Here is a 19937-nt window from a genome sequence, read left to right on the forward strand (position 1 = left end):
CCCCTGTGCGGAACTACGCTCTGGGCGAGCTTCGCCCAGCGCGTAGCGGCCGGCCCGAACGGGACCTGCCCGTCCGGCCGACGGGTTGCTCAGGCCTTCTTGGAGGCGGCGTAGTTCTGCAGGAACAGCGCCTCGGCCACCGACAGCCGCTCCAGCTCCTGCGGAGAGACGCTCTCGTTCACCGCGTGGATCTGCGCCTCGGGCTCACTCAGTCCGATCAGCAGGATCTCCGCCTCCGGGTACAGGTCGGACAGCGCGTTGCAGAGGGGGATCGAGCCGCCCATCCCCGAGGACTGCATCTCCTGGCCGGGGTACGCGATCCGCATGGCATCCGCCATCGCGGTGTACGCCGGGCTCGTGAGGTCGGCGCGGAACGGCTGCCCCTGGCCGACCTCCTCGACCGAGACCCTCGCCCCCCACGGGGCATGTGCCCGCAGGTGTGCGGTGAGCAGCTTCGCCGCCTCGCGGGCGTCCTGGCCCGGCGGCACACGCAGGCTGATCTGGGCCCGTGCGCTCGCCTGGATCGAGGGCATCGCGCCCACCACCGCGGGGCAGTCGATCCCGACGACCGTGACCGCGGGCCGCGCCCAGATCCGGTCGGCGACCGTACCCGCGCCGATCAGGCCCACTCCGTCGAGAACCTTCGCATCCTTGTGGAACTCCTCCTCCGGGTACTGAACGCCGTCCCACTCCGTGTCCGCCGTGAGACCGTCGATGGTCGTCGTACCGTCCTGGGCCCTGAGCGACGCGAGCAGTTGGATCATCGCGGCCAGGGCATCGGGTGCGGCGCCGCCGAACTGACCGGAGTGCAGGTTCCCTTCGAGGGTGTCGAGCTGCACCCGCAGCATCGTCATCCCGCGCAGCGTCGCGGTGACGGTCGGCAGGCCGGCCCGGAAGTTTCCGGTGTCACCGATCACCACGGTGTCCGCGGCGAGCAGCTCCGGGTGCGCCTGCGCGTACTGCTCCAGCCCTCCGGTGCCCTGTTCCTCCGAGCCTTCCACGATCACCTTGACCGAGACGGGGACCCCGCCGTTCGCCTTGAGTGCGCGCAGCGCGAGGAGGTGCATGATGAAACCGCCCTTGCAGTCGGCCGAACCCCGGCCGAACCAGCGGCCGTCACGCTCGGTCAGCTCGAACGGCGGGGAGAGCCAGGCGGACTCGTCGAGCGGCGGCTGAACGTCGTAGTGCGCGTAGAGCAGCACGGTGGGGGCTCCGGCCGGACCGGGCAGGAGGCCATAGACGGACTGGGTGCCGTCCGGGGTGTCGAGCAGGGCGACATCCTGGAATCCCTCGGCGCGCAGCGCTTCGGCGACCCAGGCGGCGGCCGCCTCGCACTCGCTCTTGGGGAACACCGCGGGATCCGCCACCGACTGGAAAGCCACCAGCTCGGTCAGCTCCGCCTTCGCGCGGGGCATCAGCGAGGCGACGGTCTCGGAAATCGGATGGGCGGTCATGGGCACGCTCCTGGTAGGTGCGACGTTATGTGTACGTATCCGGGTGCCGGAAACGCCAGGAGTGCGGCGTTGCCGGTACGACGGAAGTCCGGCCGATCCTCCCACAGCAGGGTCCGGCCGCAACGCGCCGTAGGATGCCGGGAGCAGCTTGGGCCACTGGTCGGATCGGGAGCAGAAGCACATCGTGAGCAGCGAGAACGCAGACGCCGGACATGAGCACGAAGAGTCGTCCGTGTGGGACGTCGTCGTAGTCGGCGCCGGACCGGCGGGAGCCTCCGCGGCATATGCGGCGGCGGTCGCCGGCCGTAGGGTACTGCTCCTGGAGAAGGCGGAACTGCCCCGCTACAAGACATGCGGCGGCGGCATCATCGGGTATTCGCGGGATTCGCTGCCGCCCGGTTTCGAACTGCCCCTGCGGGACAGGATCCACGCGGTCACGTTCTCGCTGAACGGCAAGCTGACACGCACCCGCCGCTCCAGGCGCATGCTCTTCGGCCTCATCAACCGTCCCGAGTTCGACGCGGGCCTTGTCGAGGAGGCACAGAAGGCCGGCGCCGAACTCCGCACCGGTGCGACGGTTTCCCGTGTCGAGCAGCACGGTGCCGCCGTGCCCGACCGGCGCACGGTCGCGGTCGTGCTGTCCGGCGGCGAGACCGTCCTGGCCCGTGCGGTCGTGGGCGCGGACGGCAGCGCCGGCCGGATAGGAGCCCATGTCGGGGTGAAGCTCGACCAGGTGGACCTCGGCCTGGAGGCCGAGATCCCCGTGCCGGAGACGGTCGCGGAGGACTGGGCCGGCCGGGTGCTGATCGACTGGGGCCCCATGCCGGGGAGTTACGGCTGGGTCTTCCCCAAGGGGGACACCCTCACCGTCGGTGTGATCTCGGCGCGCGGTGACGGCGGCGGCACCAAGCGGTATCTGGAGGACTTCATCGCGAGGCTCGGCCTGGCCGGCTTCGATCCGAAGATCTCCTCCGGCCATCTGACGCGCTGCCGCAGTGATGACTCGCCGCTCTCCCGCGGCCGGGTCCTCGTGTGCGGGGACGCCGCCGGTCTGCTGGAGCCGTGGACCCGGGAGGGCATCTCGTTCGCGTTGCGTTCGGGACGGCTCGCCGGTGAGTGGGCGGTGCGGGTCGCGGAGTCGCACGACGCGGTGGACGCCCGCCGCCAGGCACTCAACTACGCGTTCGCCATCAAGGCCGGGCTCGGCGTCGAAATGAGCGTGGGACGGCGCATGCTGAAGCTCTTCGAGCGGCGTCCGGGCCTGCTGCACGCGGCGCTGACGGGCTTCCGCCCCGCGTGGAACGCGTTCGCGGGCATCACCCGGGGCACGACCTCGCTGGCCGAACTGGTCCGTTCGCACCCCCTGGCGCAGCGGGCGCTGTCGGCGATGGACCGTTAGGCACCGACAGGCGCTGCCAGGACCGGCGGCAACACCGGAGATCCGGCCGGACCGGGGCATCGGGGCGATCCGGCCGCGGGCCGACGGAGGCAACCGGCCCCGCCTTGTGGAGCGGAGCCGTCCGGCCGGGGGTCAGCGCTCGACGCTGATCCTGAAAACGGGGTGGTCGGGGCAGGCCGCCAGCAGCTCGGCGTCCGTGGACCTGGCCGTGATGCCCTTGAAGTACTGGTTGACCTCCCAGCCCCAGCGCTCCAGGTAGGCGCGGACGACGATCACCTTCTGGTCGTCGTCCGCGATCTCCACGGCCGTGAAGCTGCGGGTCCTGCGGCCCACCCGCAACTCACCGCCGCCGGCGGCCCGCATGTTGCGCACCCACTGCGAGTGACCCCGTGCGGATACGAGATAGTCCGCGCCCTCGTAGGTGTGGAGGTTCACGGGGACGCGCTGCATCTGCCCGCTCTTGCGGCCCCGTACCGAGAGCTCCTGTGATCCGAGCAGGCTGACACCATGCCGGGCCAGCCAGCCGATGACGCTGTTCATGCGGATGGTGAACGGGCTGCCCTGAAGGTAGTACGGCTGCGACATGGAATCCCCCACGGTTTGAGAGAGCGGTGCTCTCGCTTGAGATCAGTGTGCACGGGAATTGTGCTCCAAAGCAAGAGCAGCGCTCTCGTCAGTGTTCAGTGATCCCGTTGCGTGGCAGACTGGTGACCATGAGCGCTATCCGGGGAGCCAGGGAACGGGCCCGTATCGAGGTCACCGCCGCCATCAAGGGCGAGGCGAGGAAACAGCTCGCGGCCGAGGGTGCGGCGAAGCTCTCGCTGCGCGCCGTGGCACGCGAACTGGGCATGGCGTCCTCAGCGCTCTACCGCTACTTCCCCAGCCGCGACGAGCTGCTCACCGCCTTGATCGTCGATGCCTACGACTCCGTCGGCGAAGCCGCCGAGCGCGCCCACCGGTCGGCAGTGGAACGGGCGGGGCGGGCGCCACAGGACACCGGGCTGACCACCGCCGCCCGGACCGGCACCGACCGGAACGCCGCCGACCGGACCGGCACCGACCGGAACGCCGCCGGCCGGACCGGCAGTGCCGCCACCCCCGGCCGGACCGGCGCCCATCTGGCCCGCTGGGTCACGGTCGCGTGCGCCGTACGGGACTGGGCTCTGGCACACCCCCATGAGTACGCGCTCATCTACGGATCGCCCGTGCCCGGCTACACCGCGCCGCAGGACACCGTCGGTCCCGCGTCCCGGGTGGGTTTCGTCCTCATCGCCGTTGTCGAGGACGCGCACCGCGAGGAGGGGCTCGCCCTTCTGCCGCTCGCCGAGGAGCTGCGTCCCGAGGCCGAACGACTTGCCGCGGAGATCGCCCCGGGTCTCCCGCCCGCGGCGGCGGTGCCGCTCGTCGCCGCGTGGTCACAGCTCTTCGGGCTGCTGTCGTTCGAGATCTTCGGTCAGTTCAACCGCGTGGTGGAGGCCCGTGAGGTCTTCTTCCGGCAGGCGGTGACGGAACTGGCCCGTACGGTCGGTCTGCTGGGCGGCAGACGGTAGAGCCTGTCCGGCAGGTCCGCCGGACGGACCGAGGCCGCCGCGGAGATCGTGGCCCCGGTCCGCCCGACGGGCCACGTCCCGGCCCTGACGCCGACCGCCCCGCCCCGACCGGCCCGCGCTCTCTCCCGGCCCCGTCCTCGGCCCCCGCTCCGGCCACGCCTTGCCCCGCCCTCTGACCGGCCCCTGGTCCCCGCCCTGTCCCGCCCCGTTCGCGGTACTCCCCGGGGAGTACGGGCGATCACCACGCCCGGCGGACGCTCTGGCGCAGGTGCGCGGTCTAGCGTGGCCGCCATGGAAGAGCAGCGTGCACCGACAGGCGGCGGCAGCCCGGGAGGCCGGGGCGGATCGCCGCGTCGGCCGCCCTGGGCGCGAGGCGGCCCGGGCAGCGGGACGGCCGGTCCGCAGGTTCCGTGGGGTTTCCGGAACAACGACCGGCCGCCGCGCTGGCTGACGGGTGCGCGGGACCGGTCAGCCGGCCGGCTGCCCTGGGCGTCCACGATTCTGCTCGGCGTATTCGTCATGGCCGGATCCGCCTTCGCGGCCGGCGGGCAGCTGGACGAGAAGGCCCCGCTCGACCTTTTCGCCCGGCTGCTCCTGATCGCCGCCGTGGCCGTACTGCTGTTCCGTCACCGGCACCCTGTCGTGGCGGTCTTCGGGGCCTCGGCCGCGGCAACCGTCTATCTCGGCTCCGGATATCCGTACGGACCGGTCTTCCTGGCCGTCGCCGTGGGGTGTTTCAGTGCCGTCGTCGCCGGGCACCGGTGGGCCGCGTGGTCGGCTGTGGTCATGGTGTGGGCGGGGCACCTCGTGGTGGGGCACTGGCTCTACCGGTGGCTGCCCCCCGACGATGACACGGCGGCGCCCTGGGGGCAGGAACTGGGCGTCGCGGCCTGGGTGGTGGCCATCATCGCGGCCGCCGAGTTCGTCCGTGTACGGCGTGAGCAGTGGGCCGAGCGACGGGCCGAGAGGGAACGCGCGGAGAAGCGGCGGGCCGACGAGGAGCGGCTGCGGATGGCCCGTGAACTCCATGACGTCCTCGCCCACAGCATCTCCGTCATCAACGTCCAGGCAGGTGTCGGACTGGCGCTGCTCGACACGGATCCCGAGCAGGCCCGTACGGCGCTCACCACGATCAAGGCCGCCGGCAAGGAAGCACTCGGCGAGGTGCGGCAGGTCCTGGACACGCTCCGTACCCCCGGTGAAGCGCCGAGAGCCCCGGCCCCCGGGCTCGACCGGCTACCCGAACTGGTCGAACAGGCCGCGAGCACCGGTCTGACCGTCACCGTCGCGACCGACGGCGTACGCGGGGCCGTGCCGCCCGGCGCGGACCTGGCCGCGTTCCGGATCGTGCAGGAGGCGCTGACCAACGTGGTGCGGCACTCCGGTTCGCGTACCGCGCAGGTGCGGGTCGGGTACGGACCGGACCGCATCACGCTCCGCATCGACGACGAGGGACCCGCCACCGGCACGGACGCCGGGGGCAGCGGCAACGGACTGGCCGGGATGCGGGAGCGGGCGGCTGCCCTGGGTGGCACGATCGAGGCGGGTACCCGGCCCGACGGCGGCTTCCGGGTGCGGGCCGGACTTCCCCTGCGGGCCGATGGTACGGGCCTGGCGTCGCACCAGAAGGAGACACCGTGATTCGCGTACTGCTCGCCGACGACCAGCTGCTGGTCCGGGCGGGGTTCCGGGCCCTGCTGGATGCCCAGCCGGACATCGAGGTGGCCGGCGAGGCCGCCGACGGCGAGGAGGCCGTTCGCCTCGTGCGTGAACTGCGGCCGGACGCCGTGCTGATGGACATCCGGATGCCTCGGCTCGACGGCCTTGCCGCGACCCGCACCATCACCCGGGACCCCGGCCTCGACGAGGTGAAGGTGGTCATGCTCACCACGTTCGAGCTCGACGAGTACGTCTTCGAGGCGATCCGCTCCGGAGCTTCCGGCTTTCTGGTCAAGGACACCGAGCCGGACGAACTGCTGCGGGCCGTCCGGGCGGTGGTCGGCGGTGACGCACTCCTGTCGCCGGGTGTCACGCGCCGCCTGATCGCCGAGTTCGCCGCCCGGTCCAAGGAGCCGGCCGCGGTGACCGCGCTGAATGAACTGACCGACAGGGAGCGGGAAGTGATGGCGCTGGTCGGCATCGGTCTGTCCAACGAGGAGATCGCCCGCCGTCTCGTGGTCAGCCCGCTCACCGCCAAGACCCACGTCAGCCGGACCATGGTGAAGCTCGGCGCCCGCGACCGGGCCCAACTGGTCGTGCTGGCCTATGAGTCGGGACTGGTGCGGCCGGGCTGGCTGGGCTGATCCCCGTCACCGCGATCGACGACCTGGCACTGCCGGAGATGCTGGCCGAGTCCTCCACCCCGATGCTGCTGGCCCGCTCCCGCCACGCCTCCGTCCGTTCGTGGAGAGGTACGCCCCGCTCCCTGGAGAGGTATGCCCGCCCCGGCGTGGACGCCGTTGCCCAGCATGTCGCCGCGCGCGACCACGCCGCACGTCGCCGGAACCGGTAGCGGACGTATCTCTCACTTGCACCGCGGGTCCGAGACGGAGACCGGGGCCTGTTCCTGTCGGCGTTCACGTACATGCCCCAACGGCTGTTCGTCGTGCCCCAGGGGAGTGCGAGCGAACTCGTTTGTCACACTCCTCGCGGCTGCGGCGAGCACGTGGTTGAAGCGCAGCTGGGGAGAGCTGGGAGGTGCCTCTGCTCGCTCGCCGACTCACGTCGACCGGTGGTGCGAGAGGACCTGCGACCGGATGGGCGACGAGCGCAGGCCGGAGTAATTGCGTGAGCGTCCACAATTCCGGCTGTCCTCCCTGCGGAGGCGCCCCGCTGCGGGTCGGATGTCCCCGACGGCTGTCCCGCTCGCTGGTGAGGATCGGATGACTCGGATGGATCACGCGTCCTCGGCCGGATCGGTGCCTGACTGTCCGGAGGCGGGGTTCGGCCGGTCCGGGTCACGTGCGGCGCGGGCAGGGCGGAGCGTAGTCGAGGCGGGGAAAGTGGCGGGCCCATTGGGCGCGGCTGATGGTGCCGTGGACCCGATCGCAGGCGTGGGTGAGCACCCGGTCGAGGTCGGTGTACCAGACCTGGACGCTGCGGTGAGCGGTCACGGTGAGGAACGTGCCGTCTGTCCTGAGATAGCGCACCTCCATGACCGTCCCGCGGGGGTTGGTGAGGTGGGCCAGGGAGGCAGGGCGCGCGCGGTCGGTGACGTCCCACACGTTCACCACGCCGTCCATGCCGACGGTCACCGCCGTGCGGCCATGGGAGGCGAAGGCTACGCCGGCGACGATGTCGGCGTGGCCCGCCAGCTCGCCCAGCTTGCGGTGCCGGGGAAGATCACTGGTGTCCCACAGCTTCGCCGTATGGTCGTCGCTCCCGCTCAGCAGGGTGCGGCTGTCCGGACTGTAGGCGAGGGCGTCCACGAAGTTTCGGTGCCCCTTGAGAACGGCGACGAGGGCGGCGTGCCGGGGGTTGGTCACGTCCCAGACGCGGACGGTGTGGTCGTCGGAGCCCGAGGCCAGGGTCCTGCCGTCGGGGCTGAAGGCCACAGGTTTGACGTTGCCTCGATGCCCGGTGAGCCTGTCGAGTGTGCCGGGGCGTGCCGGGTCGGTGATGTCCCAGAGGCGGACGGTGTCGTCGTAGCTGCTGGTGGCGGCCGTGTGGCCGTCCCGGCTCACGGCGACGGAGTAGACGGAGTCGGTGTGCTCCGTGGGACGCTTCGACAGCAGCGTGGGATTCCGCGGGTCGGTCACGTCCCACAGCCGGAGCGTGCGGTCGCTGTCCGCACCGACCAGCGTGTTGCCGTCCTGGGTGAACTCGATCGCGTTCAGGCCGACTCCGTCGCCGTGGACGGTGCCGAGCCGGCGGGGCTGTCGTGGATCCTTCATGTCCCACAGGACGAGCTGCGAGCCGTCGGCCACGGCCAGAGTACGGCCGTCGGCGGTCACGGCCGGTGCGTGGCCGACCGGTGTGGACACAACCGATGCAGGCCCGGCTGGTGTGCGTCCGACCGGTTTGGGGCCGGTCGACGCGACGGACAGGGTAGTGAGCAGGGCGTCCCGTGTGCGGTCCTGCGAGGTTTGGCGGTAGGCGGCCAGTGCGATCTGGGTGGCCAGTGACGGATTGTGCAGACTGAGGCGCACGGACTCTTCGGCCGCCCGGAGCGCCACGGCCTCGCTGCGCTGCCGGGTGACGGTGTCCTGTGCCCGTACGGCGAAACCGGCGGCGGCCACGGCGCTCACCAGAAGGACGACCAGGGCGGCGACCAGCCTGTGCAGACGGCGCAGACGGAGGCCCTCGCGCTGTCGTGCCTGCTGTGCCGCCGACTCGCCGGCGTCGAGGAAGGCGCGTTCCCTGGTGGTCAGCGTCCGCGGCGGGAGATCCTTCGCGGTGGCGAGGCGTACCCCGCGGTACAGAGTGTCGGGGTCGTGGTCCAAGGACTCCCAGAGGGTGGTGGCCTCGGTGACCGCGCGGCGCAGACGCTCCTGGCCGCGGTCCTCCTCCAGCCAGTCACCGAGCCGTGGCCAGCAGCGGATCAGCGCCTCGTGGGCGATCTCCACGTGGTCGGCGTCGGCGGTCAGCAGCCTGGCCCGGGTCGCCTGTTCGAGGACGAACTCGGTATCGGGACCGTCGTCGAGTTCGTGCCGTGGCACACGGCGTTTGGTGTCCTCGGTGCCCTCGCCCAGCGCGACGAGTCGCAGGAACAGACGCCGCGCGGCCTCCTGCCGGCTGTCGTCAAGGGCGCGGTGGAACTCCTCTGCGGTCTGGGTGAGTGCGTCCTCGAAGCCGCCTGCCGCGCGGTAGCCGGCCAGCGTGAGGGCGTTGCCCCGCCGTCGCTTCCAGGTCTCGAGCAGGGCGTGCGAGAGCAGGGGCAGCGCGCCCGGTCGGCCGTGAGCGTCGGCGGTGAGGGTCGTCAGCAGGGCGCTCTCGACGGTGAGCCGGGAGCGGGCGGCGGGCTGGACGATCGCCGCCCTCAGTTCCTCGGCAGTCATCGGGCCGACGGGATGATGGGCGTGGGGCAGGGCGTCGACGAGGCCGGGCAGCCGTGTGCAGTGGGCGTAGAAGTCGGACCGCACGGCGATGGCGACCCGCGTGCGGCTGTCGGGGGCCTGCGCCGCGTGCACGAGCGAGTCGATGAACCGCTCCCGCTCCCGCGCGTCGCGGCAGACGGTGAACACCTCCTCGAACTGGTCCACGACGACGAGCAGTTCATCCGCCGCGGAGCCTTCCTCCTGCTGCTTGGCGAGAATCTGCCGCACCATCCGGTGGAAGGTGCGCGGATCGGCCGTGAGTGCGGTGTGCACCGGGTCGCGAGCGACGCCGGCACGGGCCGCCAGCCGGACGGCGCACTCCCCCAGCGGATGTGGGCCGGGTGTGAAGACCAGCGAGGAAATACCGGGAAAAGCGGGAAGGACACCCGCGCGCAGCACCGAAGACTTACCCGATCCCGATGCGCCGAACAACACAAGAAGCCGTTTTCCCTTCAAGTGTTCGACGAGTGCGCCGGTGAGTTTCTCGCGGCCGAAGAAAAACCCGGAATCGGCCTCCTCGAACGCGAGCAGACCGACATAGGGCGGCCTGGCACCGCTCTTTTTCCGGCCCTCCGCTCCGGTCTCGGCCGAGCTGTCCGTACCGGTGCACGCATCAGCCGTTCGTTGCCAGATCAGCTTCCATTCCCGCTCGTCACCGCCGCAGGCGCGGACGTAGGCGAGGGTGACGGCCACGCTGGGAAGTTGACGTCCTGCCGCGGCCGAGGACAGCGTCGCGATCCCGTAGTGCGTTTTCCGTGCGAGGTCCCGGTAGGTAGGCCGGCCGGCCTGTTCCCGCAGTTTCCGTAAACGCGCCGCGAATTCAAACAGAGGGCCGCCGTCCGGGTCCAGAGGACTCTCTCCCCGTGGCATGCGTACACCTTCCCCCGGTCACACCTATTGTTCGGCATCCGTTTGTTCAGCATCGGCCGACCGGCCTTGAACAACAGGTTAGCGGCTACAAACGGTGCATCGGGTCCCGCACCGAGGACCCGAGAGCGAGTGGAAAAGAGGAATCCCATGAAGAAGCGTGTGTCGGGAGATCCCATGGGCAGTGTGGAGAAGCTGCGGGAATCAGCCGTCCGTCCTGCCGGTGCCGCTGCGTGGAAGAAGCTGACCGGGCTCGTGGCTGTCGCTGCGGCTGCCACGACGCTCATCATGCCCGCGACCACCGCCGCGTCCGCGTCGGAGACCCGGGTCACGGGCGCCCAGGGCGTGTACTACTACACCGGGAGCGATGTCCGGGCCAGGGCTTGGGCCGACTGTCGCGACGGCTGGACCTGCTTCTTCACCGAGTACGACGGCGGGGGAGCCATGTGGCGGGTGCCCAGTTGCGGCCGACACGTCGTCCCCGACGCCTTCAACGACCAGCTCACCTCCGGCTGGAACCGCACCCCCACCACCATCGACCTCTACCTGAACGGCAACTTCACCGGCTTCATGGGCGGCGTACCGGGCGACTGGCAGGGCAACCTCGCCCCGTCCGACAACGACCGGACCAGCTCCGTCGACGCCCGCTGCTGAAGCAGGAGCACGGAACATGAGGTGTACGGGTCCGGGATCGAATCTCGGCCCCGTACACCTGCCTCGGGGGCAGCCCGGCGCCCAGGCGCCGCGGCGGGTGGGTGAGCAGTTCCGGCCGGCATGTCGGTGTCACGGACGGCCATGCTCGCCGGCCATGTTTACCGGCGTCCCAAGGTGCTTGCGGCAGAAGCGGTCACGGCGGGTCCACCGCCCTCTGGATCTACGACACCCACCTCGACTGCTGACGGCACTGTTCCGTAGGCACCCCGCACCCCCGAAAGCCGGTACCCGGTGCCATGTGCTGGGATCCGTACGGGCTGACGCGCCCCACAGCCGCACGCTTCGACCTGCGGCATGGTCAGCGGCGGCCGGAAAGGCCGACCACGCCGCAGGCCCAGCTCCCGCATGGCCCGCCACGGCTGCCGGACAGCCCGCTGAGGAGATGGCCGGGGCATGCAAGACACGGATGCGCGGGCATGGCGGGCATCGCCCAGCGCATGTACTCACGGCCACCGTGGTCACACCGCACACTGCTCCTCCCTCTTGATTCCCTCCGCCAAGGAGCGTTCATGCACGACAGCACACCGTGCACCGCCCCACGTCCGCCCCAGGCTCCCATCCGCCCGGTCCATCTCAGCAGGGCCGGTTTCCTCCGGGTGGCCGCTACGGCGGTCCTCGCGGGCGTTCCCCAGCTTCACACCCCGGCCCACGCGGGGGATGGCCCCCTCCGCGTCTCCAAGATCGCCGACCTCACCGGTCCCGGTCTCACCACCCGGTTCCGTATGGAGGCCACTGACCTGGGCGTGCCGGTACGGACACCCGACGGCCGGCTCCTGTTCGTCTTCGGCGACACCTTCGAGGAGGCCAGGGCCGGCGGCGGGTGGTGGCGCTCGCCCGTGGCGCTGTACGGGCGCTTCGACGGTCCCGGCCGCCCGGTCGTCTGGACCGGTGCGGTGCCGTGTTCGCCCCGAACCTGCACGACGGCATGTTCCAGCTGCTCACCTGGGCCCTCGGCGACGACGGTTACGTCTACGTCCTGTCCACCGGGTTCCAGCGGGACAAGCCGGTCATCCTGTACCGGGTCCGCCCCGACAGACTGACGGACCCCGGCGCCTACGAACCGTGGGGACAAGGCCCCGAGAATCCGCCCTGGGCCTGGGGCAATCCGCCCACACCCGTCCTGGACGGCACGTTCGGCGAGCTGTGCCTGCGGCTACTCGACGGCCGGTGGATCCTGACCTGGTTCAATCAGGGCGACTACCGGATCGAGGGCCTGGTCGCGGACCACCCGACGACGGACCTGCGCTCAGCGCACCTCCGCACCCTGCTGCGAAGCACGTCCTGGGGCGACGAGGACGACACCCACGTGGCGCAGTTGTACGGCGGCTACATCATTCCCGGGTCCACGCTCGACGACCTCCACCTGTCAGTGAGCCAATGGAACACCGAGGAGGGATGGCCCTACCGCGTCATGCAATTCCGTGTCCGCGGTCTTGCTCTCTGACCCCGGATCCCAGCAGAGATCCACCCGTCGCGACTCACAGGAGCGCCATGCCCCGCGGACGCCGGACACACCCTGCTCCACCGCGCCGACCCGGCCGCCGACTACGGCCCTCTGGTCTCGCTCACCGGCGTCCGTATCCGGCCGAGCACCATCACCGACCCCTGGGACGGTCTGCTGCGCCTGGCGGGCTCCCTGCGCGAGGGCACCGTCCTCGCCTCCCAGGTCCTGCCCGCTCTCGCCGGCCAGGGCCGCCCCAGCCCGCTGGGCCGCGCAGTCACGCAGATCGGCCGCCTGGACCGCTCCGCCTTCCTGACCGGCGGACCGCCCTCGGCCTGCCGTTCGGCCGGCAGCCGCCGTACCTGCTCGTGCGAGACCCCGTATCACACCCCGATCCGCCGCAGCCCTCAGGCGCAGGATCAGGTGACCGGGGAGCGTTCGCGCCACAGCCGCGCGAGGCCGGGGTCGCCGGTCACGGTGAGAGCCGTGAGAGGCCGCCGGTTCCAGAGCGTGAGGTAGAGCTCCTGGACGGTGGAGCTCAACTCGCAGTCCACGGGCGGCAGTACGGACGGTCCTTCCTCGCGCACGGTCACCGGGAGCTCGGTGGAGAGGGCTACGGTCCATACGGTGTCCGTATCCGTCGCCCTTACGCGCAACGTGCGCGGTACGTCGGTGCGCACCCTGCTCCTCGAACGGGTGTGGAAACCCCGCAGCAGTTCGTCGATGCCGTCCACCGCATGGGCGGGCGCCACGGGGGAGAGGTCTCCGCCGCGCGCGGACTCCGCGTCCACCCGGTGGATCGTCGTCTCGTGAGCCTGCCGCCGCGCCCAGAAGGCCAGGGGCGAAGGCGCCGCGAAGAAGGTCCAGCAGTCCAGGTCCTCCGGCGCGTGCTCCAGCGCCTCCACCAGGAGCCGGTGCCCCGCACGGAACCGGTCGAGCAGCGCGGGTCCGTCCAGGTCCGGCTCTTCGGCGTCAGGAACGTACGAGGTGCGGCCCTCGGCCACGACGGTGGCCGCCCATGTGTGCACCATCGCGGTGTGCCTGAGCAGGTCGCCCACCTGCCAGCCCGGACAGGCCGGAACCGGTGCGGCGGTCCCCGCCTCCTCGGCGGCATCTGCCAGCAACCGGCCCTCGGCGGCCAGGGAACGAATGTGCTCCGCGATCTTCATGGCACGGATTGTGCCAGGGGTCAGGTCCCCTGGGGACGGGCCCGATGGGTCCGGCCGCGGCCGCCCCGCATCAGCCGTGCGAACCAGCCCAGCGCGAGCGACTGCACCAGTACGGACACGGCCAGCGCCGCGTGGACGAACCAGTCCGGCCCGGCCGACTCCGCGCCCGCCATCGCGCTGCCGGCGAAGAAGACGAAGATGGTCGGCGCCGCCAGGAGGAAGAGCCACACCCCGGCGAACGAGGCGTCCTCATGGGTGACGAACAGTGTGTCCACGGTGACGAACACCGCTGTCGCCACCACCGCGCCCAGGTAGATCAGCGATGCCGCATTGCCGAACGTGAGGCGTGTGAGCGTGTGGATGTGCTGCTTGGTCAGGACCGGCTTGTGCATGGATTGCTCCCCCGTCGATGGCTTTCGACCCCATCCGTGACACTTGGCGGGATGGGGCGTTACGTCTCCATCCTGTGCCGGGAGAACCGTTCCTTCCTGAGTACGGCTACTCACTCACGTATGGGCAGCGTCGCGTGCGCCGTAGCTCAGCGCCGCGGCGGCCAGGGCCAGCAGCGCCACCGTGGTCAGGGCGACGGGCAGCGAGAACCAGTCGGTCAGGAAACCGATCGCGGGGGGCCCGAGCAGCATCCCGCCATAGCCGAGCGTCGAGGCCGCGGCCACTCCGCCGGGGCCGGCCAGCTCGCCCGCCCTGCCGACCGCCACCGGGAAGATATTGGCCAGACCGAGCCCGGTGACGGCGAACCCGAGGAGCGCGAGCCAGCTGGTCGGGGCGAGTGAGCCGAGCAGCATCCCGGCCGCCGCGGTGGTGCCGCCCGCGACCAGGGTGCGGGTCTGGCCGAGCCGTTCGAGCAGTGCCGTGCCGGTGAGCCGGCCCGCCGTCATGGCGAGCGCGAACAGCGAGTAGCCCGCTGCCGCCACCCCGGGGTGGGCGTGCAGGTCCTGTTCCAGGTGGAGGGCGCCCCAGTCGGCCAGGGCTCCCTCGCCGTACGCGGTGCAGAGCGCGATCACGCCGAACAGGATCACCACACGGCGCGCCCGCCCGGTCAGGCGCTGGGCGCCCGCCTCGTGGCCGGCCGCCGTCGGGGCGGGTTCCGGCGGCGGGTACCGCAGGAGGACCGGACCCGCGAAGGCGGTGACGAGCAGCCCGATTCCGGTCAGGCAGAGCAGGTGCGCGGAGGGCGAGAGGCCGCCCGCGACCAGACCGCCCAGTCCGGCGCCGATCATGCCGCCGAGGCTGAACGCGGCGTGGAAGCCGGGCATCACCGGGCGCCGCAGGGCGGCGACCAGGTCCACCGCCGCACTGTTCATCGCCACGTTCATGCCGCCGTACGCGGCGCCGAACACCAGCAGCACCAGTCCGAGCGAGAGCGCCGAGTGGGTCTGGGCGGGCAGCGCGATGCTGAGCGGCAGAAGGACTCCGCAGGCCACGGTCACCCGATGGCTGCCGAAACGGCGGCACAGCCGCCCGGTGAGCATCATGGTGATCACAGCGCCGGCGGATACGCCGAGAAGTGCGAGGCCGAGGGTGGAGGCCGAGGCGCCGGTCTGCTGCTTGATGGCCGGGATACGGACCACCCAGCCGGCGAAGAGGAACCCGTCGAGGGCGAAGAACACGGTCAGCGCGGTACGGAGGCGTGTCGACGGAGGTGGGGCGGTGTTTCCGCCCGGTCCCCCCGGGAGTGCCGTCCGCAGTTTGTTTAGTTGCGGCACAAATTCAGCATAGGGGCCCGCGGACAACAGGCGCAAGATGGCTGACCAACCGGTCCGGATGACGCCCCACGGCCTGCTGTCCGGCGCCGTGGAGCCAGGCAGCGCGGGGGAGGGGATGGGTGCCATGGCGTCCGTACCACCTCCGGATCATGGGAGACTCGCCCCCATGAACGGCAAGGGGACCACCACCCGGACGAAGTTGGAGAGGGGCCGCAGCGCCCTCGGACCCGCGCTGGAGCTGGTCCACACCGGACGCGCGCCCACCCGCGCCGTCCTCACCTCCGAGCTGGGCGTCACCCGTGCCACCGCCGGGGCGGTCGCCGCGGAGCTGGAGGCCCTCGGCCTGATCCGGGTCGACTCCAGCCCCGGCTCGGCAGCCGGCTCGCAGGGACGGCCCTCGCACCGGCTGGCCGTGCGCGAGTCCGGGCCGGTGGCCCTCGCCGCCCAGGTCCACGCGGACGGATTCAGGGCCGCGCTGGTCGGGCTCGGCGGACGGCTCGTCGCGACCGCTCCCGGCTGTGTCACCATCACGGCCGATCCCGCCCAGGTCATCGGTGAAGTCGTCGACGACTGCGCACGGTTGCTCCGCGACAGCGGCCTGCGATGCGTCGGGGCGGGCCTCGCGGTGCCGTCGGCCGTCGCCGAGCCGGAGGGTACCGCCCTCAATCCGCTCCACATCGCCTGGCCCGCCGGCGCCCCGGTCCGCGAGATCTTCGCCACATGCGTGCGCGAAGCGGGCATCACCGGACCGGCGTTCACCGGAAACGACGTCAACCTCGCCGCGCTCGCCGAGCACCGTCACGGAGCCGGGCGCGGAGCCCAGCACCTGCTGTGTGTCGCCACCGGCCACCGCGGTGTCGGCGGCGCGCTCGTCCTGGACGGCCGCCTGCACACCGGGAGTTCGGGCCTCGCCCTGGAAGTCGGCCATCTCACGGTCAATCCCGAGGGCCGCCCCTGCCACTGCGGCGGTCGCGGCTGTCTCGACGTCGAGACCGACCCGCTCGCCTTCCTCACCGCGGCCGGACGCGCCCCCGGCCCCGCGGAGTCACTGCTCAAGCAGTCCGGGGACCTGCTGCGCAACGAGTACGGCGACCCGGCGGTGCGCAACGCCGCGGAGGAGCTGATCGACCGGCTGGGCCTCGGGCTCGCCGGACTCGTCAACATCCTCAACCCCGACCGCATCATCCTCGGTGGTCTGCACCGGGCCCTGCTGGACGCCGACCCGGAACGGCTGCGCGCGGTGGTGGCGGACCGCAGCCTGTGGGGACGCAGCGGAAGCGTGCCGATCCTGCCCTGCACCCTCGATCACAACAGCCTGGTCGGGGCGGCGGAGCTGGCCTGGCAGCCGGTACTGGACGACCCGCTGGGCGCGCTCGCCTGAGGCCGGGCGGCAGGCCGCCGATCCGAGCTCGCCCGCCGGACGGTGCGGGCGCCCGTCAGACAGCACATCCGCCAGGCAGTACGGGCGCCGGACGGCCCGCCCGTCAGACGGCCCGCGCCGGTGCCTCGAACGCGAACGCCCGCGCGGGGTTGGCGACCAGCATCCCCTCCACTGTCCGGGCCCCCAGCACCTCCGTCAGCCGGGGCCGCAGCCGGTGCAGCAGGTGCGGCATGCCCGGAGTCTCCGGCACGGTGGTGTCACCGCCCAGCAGCAACTGCCCTCCGAAGCCTGCCCCGGCCAGCGCCGCGAGCTCTTCGGGCAGCCGCCAGTCCGTGGCATGGTGGGCCCGCGACGGACCGTCGAACGCGAGGAACGCCCCGGCCCGCGCCACCTCCAGATGGGCGGCGCTGTCGGGCGAGCGGCCGAGATGGCCGAGGACCACGTGGTGCGGCGGGACGCCCAACGTGCCGCACAGCAGGTCGAGCACGTCCGGCGCGGCCGTGCCCAGCTCCAGATGGACGGCTATCGGCGCGCCCGTACGGTGATGCGCCTCGGCGGCCGCCGTCATGGTGAGCCGGGCGTGGGCGTCGACCGTGTGAAAGGCGCCGGCGACCTTGATCAGCCCTGCCCGCACCGTTGTGGAGCCGATCCCGACGGTCAGCTCGGAGACGAACAGCGAGGCGAGACCGTCCCGGATCCGTCCGAGCAGCGCGGCCGGGTAGTGCACGGCCTGATGCAGACCGGTCGCCGCCACCACCTGCACACCCGTGGAACGGGAGAGATCCGCCAGCAGATCGGCCCGGCGTCCCATGCCGTACGGCGTCCACTGCACCACTGACCGGCCACCGAACCCGCCGAAGGCGCGCAGCCGTCCGGCCGCGGCCGCGGGATCGTCGAGCTCCTGGCCCGGCAGCACGGGGCTGCGCAGGAAGAGATGGTCATGGGCGTCGCACACCCCGAGACCGTCTGCGGGGATGTCTCCGAGGACGGTGCGGACCGCGGCTACCACCGGCGCTCCGTCCCGAGCCGCCCCTGCTCCGGACCGCTGAGACGAAGCACCTCGTAACGGTCGCCGGGCTCGCGCGGCGCCGGGTGGTCCCAGAGCGTGAAGTGCAGCAGTTCCCAGTGGCGGGGGTCGAGGGCCAGGGCCGTGGCCACCGCGCCGGGCGACTTCGCGAGCCGCCGGCTCTCCTCCAGGGCGGCGTCGACCGCGTCCGCCGGAGCGTCCGAGAGCGGAACGGGTGTGCGGAGGCGGGTGGCCGAGCGGGGGAGCGCCTCTGACGAGGTGCCCCGCTCGTACGACAGGCCGCTCCAGTGCTGCACCTCGGGACGCCCGAAGTCCTGGACCAGGCCCTGGAATCCAGGTCCCCGGAGGAAGGAGTTCATGCCCTCGGACGAGGTCCACAGATAGAAGGGCGCGTACTGGCTGACCGGGGAGTTCTCGCCGCGCTCCCGCATCAGATACGCCTTGATGCCGAGCCCCGGGAGGGGGTCCGTGAAGTGGCCCCGAGTCGCTACCCGGTCGCGGATGATGCCCATGTCGTAATCGGCGGGCAGCGTGATCTCGTACTGCATCGCGTGCATCGTGCGCTCCTCAGGCTTCCGGATACTCGGGGACATGGGCCTCGCTGTGCCAGTGGATCGTGCTGCCGTCCTCAGCCGCTTCGACGAGGGCGAGATGGGTCATGAAGGTGCCGGGCGCCGCGCCGTGCCAGTGCCATTCGCCCGGCTCCGTCCACACCGTGTCGCCCGCCCGGATCGCCTCCACCGGCCCGCCCCTGCTCTGAATCAGGCCCTCACCCTCGGTGACGTGGAGGACCTGGCCGTGCGGGTGGGTGTGCCAGCCGGTGTGACCGCCCGGTGCGAAGTGCACACTGAAAAGCCGCAGCCTGGAGGGCGGTTCGGGCGACGCGAGCTCGTCGATCCAGACGAATCCATTGAAGTGCCCGGCCGGTCCGGCCTGCGTGTCGGGCCGGTTCCTGGTGATACGCATGTGCGAGGTGCTCCTTGTGCGGATGATGTGGGGCAGGGGGTCAGGAAGCTTCTGTACGAGGGGCGAGCAGCGTCAGCGGTCCGCGGACGGCCGCGTCGAAGGCGTCCGTCGAGCCCGAGGCGCGGGCCGGCGCATAAGCCGCCCCGTCCGGTCGCGACGATCGTCGCCGCGACGTCGTCGGGCACCATTGAGAGGTCGAACTCGCCTTGTTCCTGGCCCTCCTGGACGATCTCACCGAGCCGTCCGCGACAGCCAGGCGATCGTCCGCTCGACGGGTTCCCGGAGGTCATCGCCGGCGATGACCTCCGGGGCCGTCGTCAGCCGCCCCACCGGACAGCCGCGCAGCACATCGCGCTCGCGCAGGAGATGGCCCGAGATCCGCTCGTACGCCGACCCGGGCGTGTCCGGCGTCCGGCCCGCCGTGGCGCGCAACTCCTCGGCCGTGCGGCGGAAAGCGGTCAGGGCCGGATCCGGCTTGCCGGCGAAGCAGTGGCACATGCTGCCCGCGCCCGCGTGCTGCTGGAGGGCCTTGGGGCTGGGTGAGCACGTAACCGCGCTCCCGCCGGAGCTCCCCCGTGGCTTCGATCGGCCGGTCCGAAGTTCTCATGTGATCACTGCACATACTAATAGGTACAGAGTTTGAGCCCTGTCGTCCGGCGGGCGGGAGCAGGGGCGGCGCCTCCGTCTGCTCCCGGCGGGGTACGCGTACGGCCGCCGGCCGTACGACGACGCGGACCCCCTTGGGGCGCCAGGCTCGGTGGTGTCGCAAAAGCGTGCATCCGCACCGTGAACCGAGGAGCTGACCGAGATGAACACCCTGGCCTTCGACGGTGGCCCCGGACCGTGGGTCCTTCTCTTCCCGCTCGTCTGGGCGGCCGTCGTCTTCGCCGTCGTCGCCGTCCTGCGACGCACTGTCCGGCACGGCCCCTGGCGGACCCGCCCGGAGCGGAGCGGTCCTGCCGAGGCCTCACCGGTCACCCTGCTCGGGCGGCGCTTCGCCACCGGGGAGATCGACGAGGACGAGTACTGGCGCCGCCTGTCCGTCCTCGACGAGCAGTTCGGCACCCTCGGCAGAGGTGGTGCGGGATGACCGCGCGGTGGCGGGCCGCCGTCGCCCCGGACAAGGCCCGTCCGGCGGCAAGCCGCACGGCAGGCCGGCGGCAACCGCACGACAGGAGCGGGGCGCACGGCGTAGCCGTGCCCCGCTCC

Annotated in this window: 18 protein-coding genes and 2 pseudogenes; 10 read left to right on the forward strand and 10 right to left on the reverse strand. The window is 71.6% G+C overall.

Translation table 11 applies throughout. The features are described 5' to 3' along the window. Positions 1–89 precede the first annotated feature (89 nt). Positions 90–1454 carry a M20/M25/M40 family metallo-hydrolase gene (locus ACZ4LX_RS08290; RefSeq protein WP_467642269.1) on the reverse strand — a complete coding sequence of 455 codons (1365 nt, stop codon included), beginning with the start codon at positions 1452–1454 and terminating at the stop codon, positions 90–92. 184 nt (positions 1455–1638) lie between these two features. On the opposite strand from ACZ4LX_RS08290, the gene ACZ4LX_RS08295 reads away from it, so the two are divergent. Beyond that, positions 1639–2853 carry a geranylgeranyl reductase family protein gene (locus ACZ4LX_RS08295; protein WP_467642271.1) on the forward strand — a complete coding sequence of 405 codons (1215 nt, stop codon included), beginning with the start codon at positions 1639–1641 and terminating at the stop codon, positions 2851–2853. A gap of 132 nt (positions 2854–2985) precedes the next feature. Here ACZ4LX_RS08295 and ACZ4LX_RS08300 read toward each other — a convergent pair whose 3' ends face one another. Next, the gene (locus ACZ4LX_RS08300) at positions 2986–3438 is read right to left on the reverse strand and encodes a nitroreductase family deazaflavin-dependent oxidoreductase (protein ID WP_467642273.1); all 453 of its coding nucleotides are present in this window, start codon (positions 3436–3438) and stop codon (positions 2986–2988) included. 128 nt (positions 3439–3566) lie between these two features. Here ACZ4LX_RS08300 and ACZ4LX_RS08305 point away from each other — a divergent pair, with 128 nt between their 5' ends. From ACZ4LX_RS08305 to ACZ4LX_RS08315, 3 genes are all read left to right on the forward strand, one after another. Further along, positions 3567–4403 carry a TetR/AcrR family transcriptional regulator gene (locus tag ACZ4LX_RS08305; RefSeq protein ID WP_467642275.1) on the forward strand — a complete coding sequence of 279 codons (837 nt, stop codon included), beginning with the start codon at positions 3567–3569 and terminating at the stop codon, positions 4401–4403. A gap of 291 nt (positions 4404–4694) precedes the next feature. Continuing rightward, positions 4695–6044 carry a sensor histidine kinase gene (locus ACZ4LX_RS08310; RefSeq protein ID WP_467642277.1) on the forward strand — a complete coding sequence of 450 codons (1350 nt, stop codon included), beginning with the start codon at positions 4695–4697 and terminating at the stop codon, positions 6042–6044. Continuing rightward, on the forward strand, positions 6041–6706 hold the full coding sequence (locus ACZ4LX_RS08315; RefSeq protein ID WP_467642279.1) for a response regulator transcription factor: 666 nt from the start codon (positions 6041–6043) through the stop codon (positions 6704–6706). Before ACZ4LX_RS08310 ends, ACZ4LX_RS08315 begins: the two co-directional genes overlap by 4 nt. Positions 6707–7360: 654 nt before the next feature. On the opposite strand, the gene ACZ4LX_RS08320 is transcribed toward ACZ4LX_RS08315, so the two are convergent. After that, complete coding sequence (locus ACZ4LX_RS08320) at positions 7361–10309, reverse strand: nSTAND1 domain-containing NTPase (protein WP_467642283.1); 2949 nt, start codon at positions 10307–10309, stop codon at positions 7361–7363. Between the two features lie 147 nt (positions 10310–10456). Between ACZ4LX_RS08320 and ACZ4LX_RS08325 the strand changes: the two genes are divergently transcribed. The 4 genes and pseudogenes from ACZ4LX_RS08325 (at position 10457) to ACZ4LX_RS08340 (ending at position 12980) form a co-directional block, all read left to right on the forward strand. Then, positions 10457–10960: a peptidase inhibitor family I36 protein gene (locus ACZ4LX_RS08325; RefSeq protein ID WP_467642285.1), complete on the forward strand. Its 504-nt coding sequence runs from the start codon at positions 10457–10459 to the stop codon at positions 10958–10960. Positions 10961–11742: 782 nt separating this feature from the next. Beyond that, positions 11743–11888, forward strand: a pseudogene (locus ACZ4LX_RS08330) (DUF4185 domain-containing protein); the annotation flags it as partial. A gap of 30 nt (positions 11889–11918) precedes the next feature. Next, complete coding sequence (locus tag ACZ4LX_RS08335) at positions 11919–12464, forward strand: DUF4185 domain-containing protein (protein WP_467642287.1); 546 nt, start codon at positions 11919–11921, stop codon at positions 12462–12464. Between the two features lie 18 nt (positions 12465–12482). After that, complete coding sequence (locus ACZ4LX_RS08340) at positions 12483–12980, forward strand: Tn3 family transposase (protein WP_467642591.1); 498 nt, start codon at positions 12483–12485, stop codon at positions 12978–12980. On the opposite strand, the gene ACZ4LX_RS08345 is transcribed toward ACZ4LX_RS08340, so the two are convergent. The 3 genes from ACZ4LX_RS08345 to ACZ4LX_RS08355 form a co-directional block, all read right to left on the reverse strand. After that, positions 12881–13630: a maleylpyruvate isomerase family mycothiol-dependent enzyme gene (locus ACZ4LX_RS08345; RefSeq protein WP_467642289.1), complete on the reverse strand. Its 750-nt coding sequence runs from the start codon at positions 13628–13630 to the stop codon at positions 12881–12883. The two genes, ACZ4LX_RS08340 and ACZ4LX_RS08345, sit on opposite strands and share 100 nt — an antisense overlap. A 20-nt stretch (positions 13631–13650) precedes the next feature. Next, positions 13651–14022: an SCO4225 family membrane protein gene (locus ACZ4LX_RS08350; protein WP_467642291.1), complete on the reverse strand. Its 372-nt coding sequence runs from the start codon at positions 14020–14022 to the stop codon at positions 13651–13653. Positions 14023–14136: 114 nt separating this feature from the next. Next, positions 14137–15258, reverse strand: a complete 1122-nt coding sequence (locus ACZ4LX_RS08355; protein WP_467642293.1) for an MFS transporter — start codon at positions 15256–15258, stop codon at positions 14137–14139. Positions 15259–15520: 262 nt separating this feature from the next. Between ACZ4LX_RS08355 and ACZ4LX_RS08360 the strand changes: the two genes are divergently transcribed. After that, positions 15521–16735, forward strand: a complete 1215-nt coding sequence (locus ACZ4LX_RS08360; protein ID WP_467642295.1) for an ROK family protein — start codon at positions 15521–15523, stop codon at positions 16733–16735. A gap of 103 nt (positions 16736–16838) precedes the next feature. On the opposite strand, the gene ACZ4LX_RS08365 is transcribed toward ACZ4LX_RS08360, so the two are convergent. From ACZ4LX_RS08365 to ACZ4LX_RS08380, 4 genes and pseudogenes are all read right to left on the reverse strand, one after another. Continuing rightward, complete coding sequence (locus ACZ4LX_RS08365) at positions 16839–17744, reverse strand: phosphotriesterase family protein (RefSeq protein ID WP_467642297.1); 906 nt, start codon at positions 17742–17744, stop codon at positions 16839–16841. Continuing rightward, the gene (locus ACZ4LX_RS08370) at positions 17738–18319 is read right to left on the reverse strand and encodes a DUF4865 family protein (protein ID WP_467642299.1); all 582 of its coding nucleotides are present in this window, start codon (positions 18317–18319) and stop codon (positions 17738–17740) included. The genes ACZ4LX_RS08365 and ACZ4LX_RS08370 overlap by 7 nt, the downstream gene beginning before the upstream one ends. A 10-nt stretch (positions 18320–18329) precedes the next feature. Next, positions 18330–18728, reverse strand: coding sequence for a (R)-mandelonitrile lyase (locus ACZ4LX_RS08375; protein WP_467642301.1), 399 nt, complete (start codon positions 18726–18728; stop codon positions 18330–18332). Between the two features lie 40 nt (positions 18729–18768). After that, positions 18769–19335 (reverse strand): annotated as a pseudogene (locus tag ACZ4LX_RS08380) (TetR family transcriptional regulator C-terminal domain-containing protein). Between the two features lie 201 nt (positions 19336–19536). Between ACZ4LX_RS08380 and ACZ4LX_RS08385 the strand changes: the two are divergent. Next, on the forward strand, positions 19537–19818 hold the full coding sequence (locus tag ACZ4LX_RS08385) for an SHOCT domain-containing protein (protein ID WP_467642303.1): 282 nt from the start codon (positions 19537–19539) through the stop codon (positions 19816–19818). Positions 19819–19937: the final 119 nt, after the last annotated feature.

This window comes from Streptomyces sp. NPDC026062 (genome assembly GCF_055568375.1).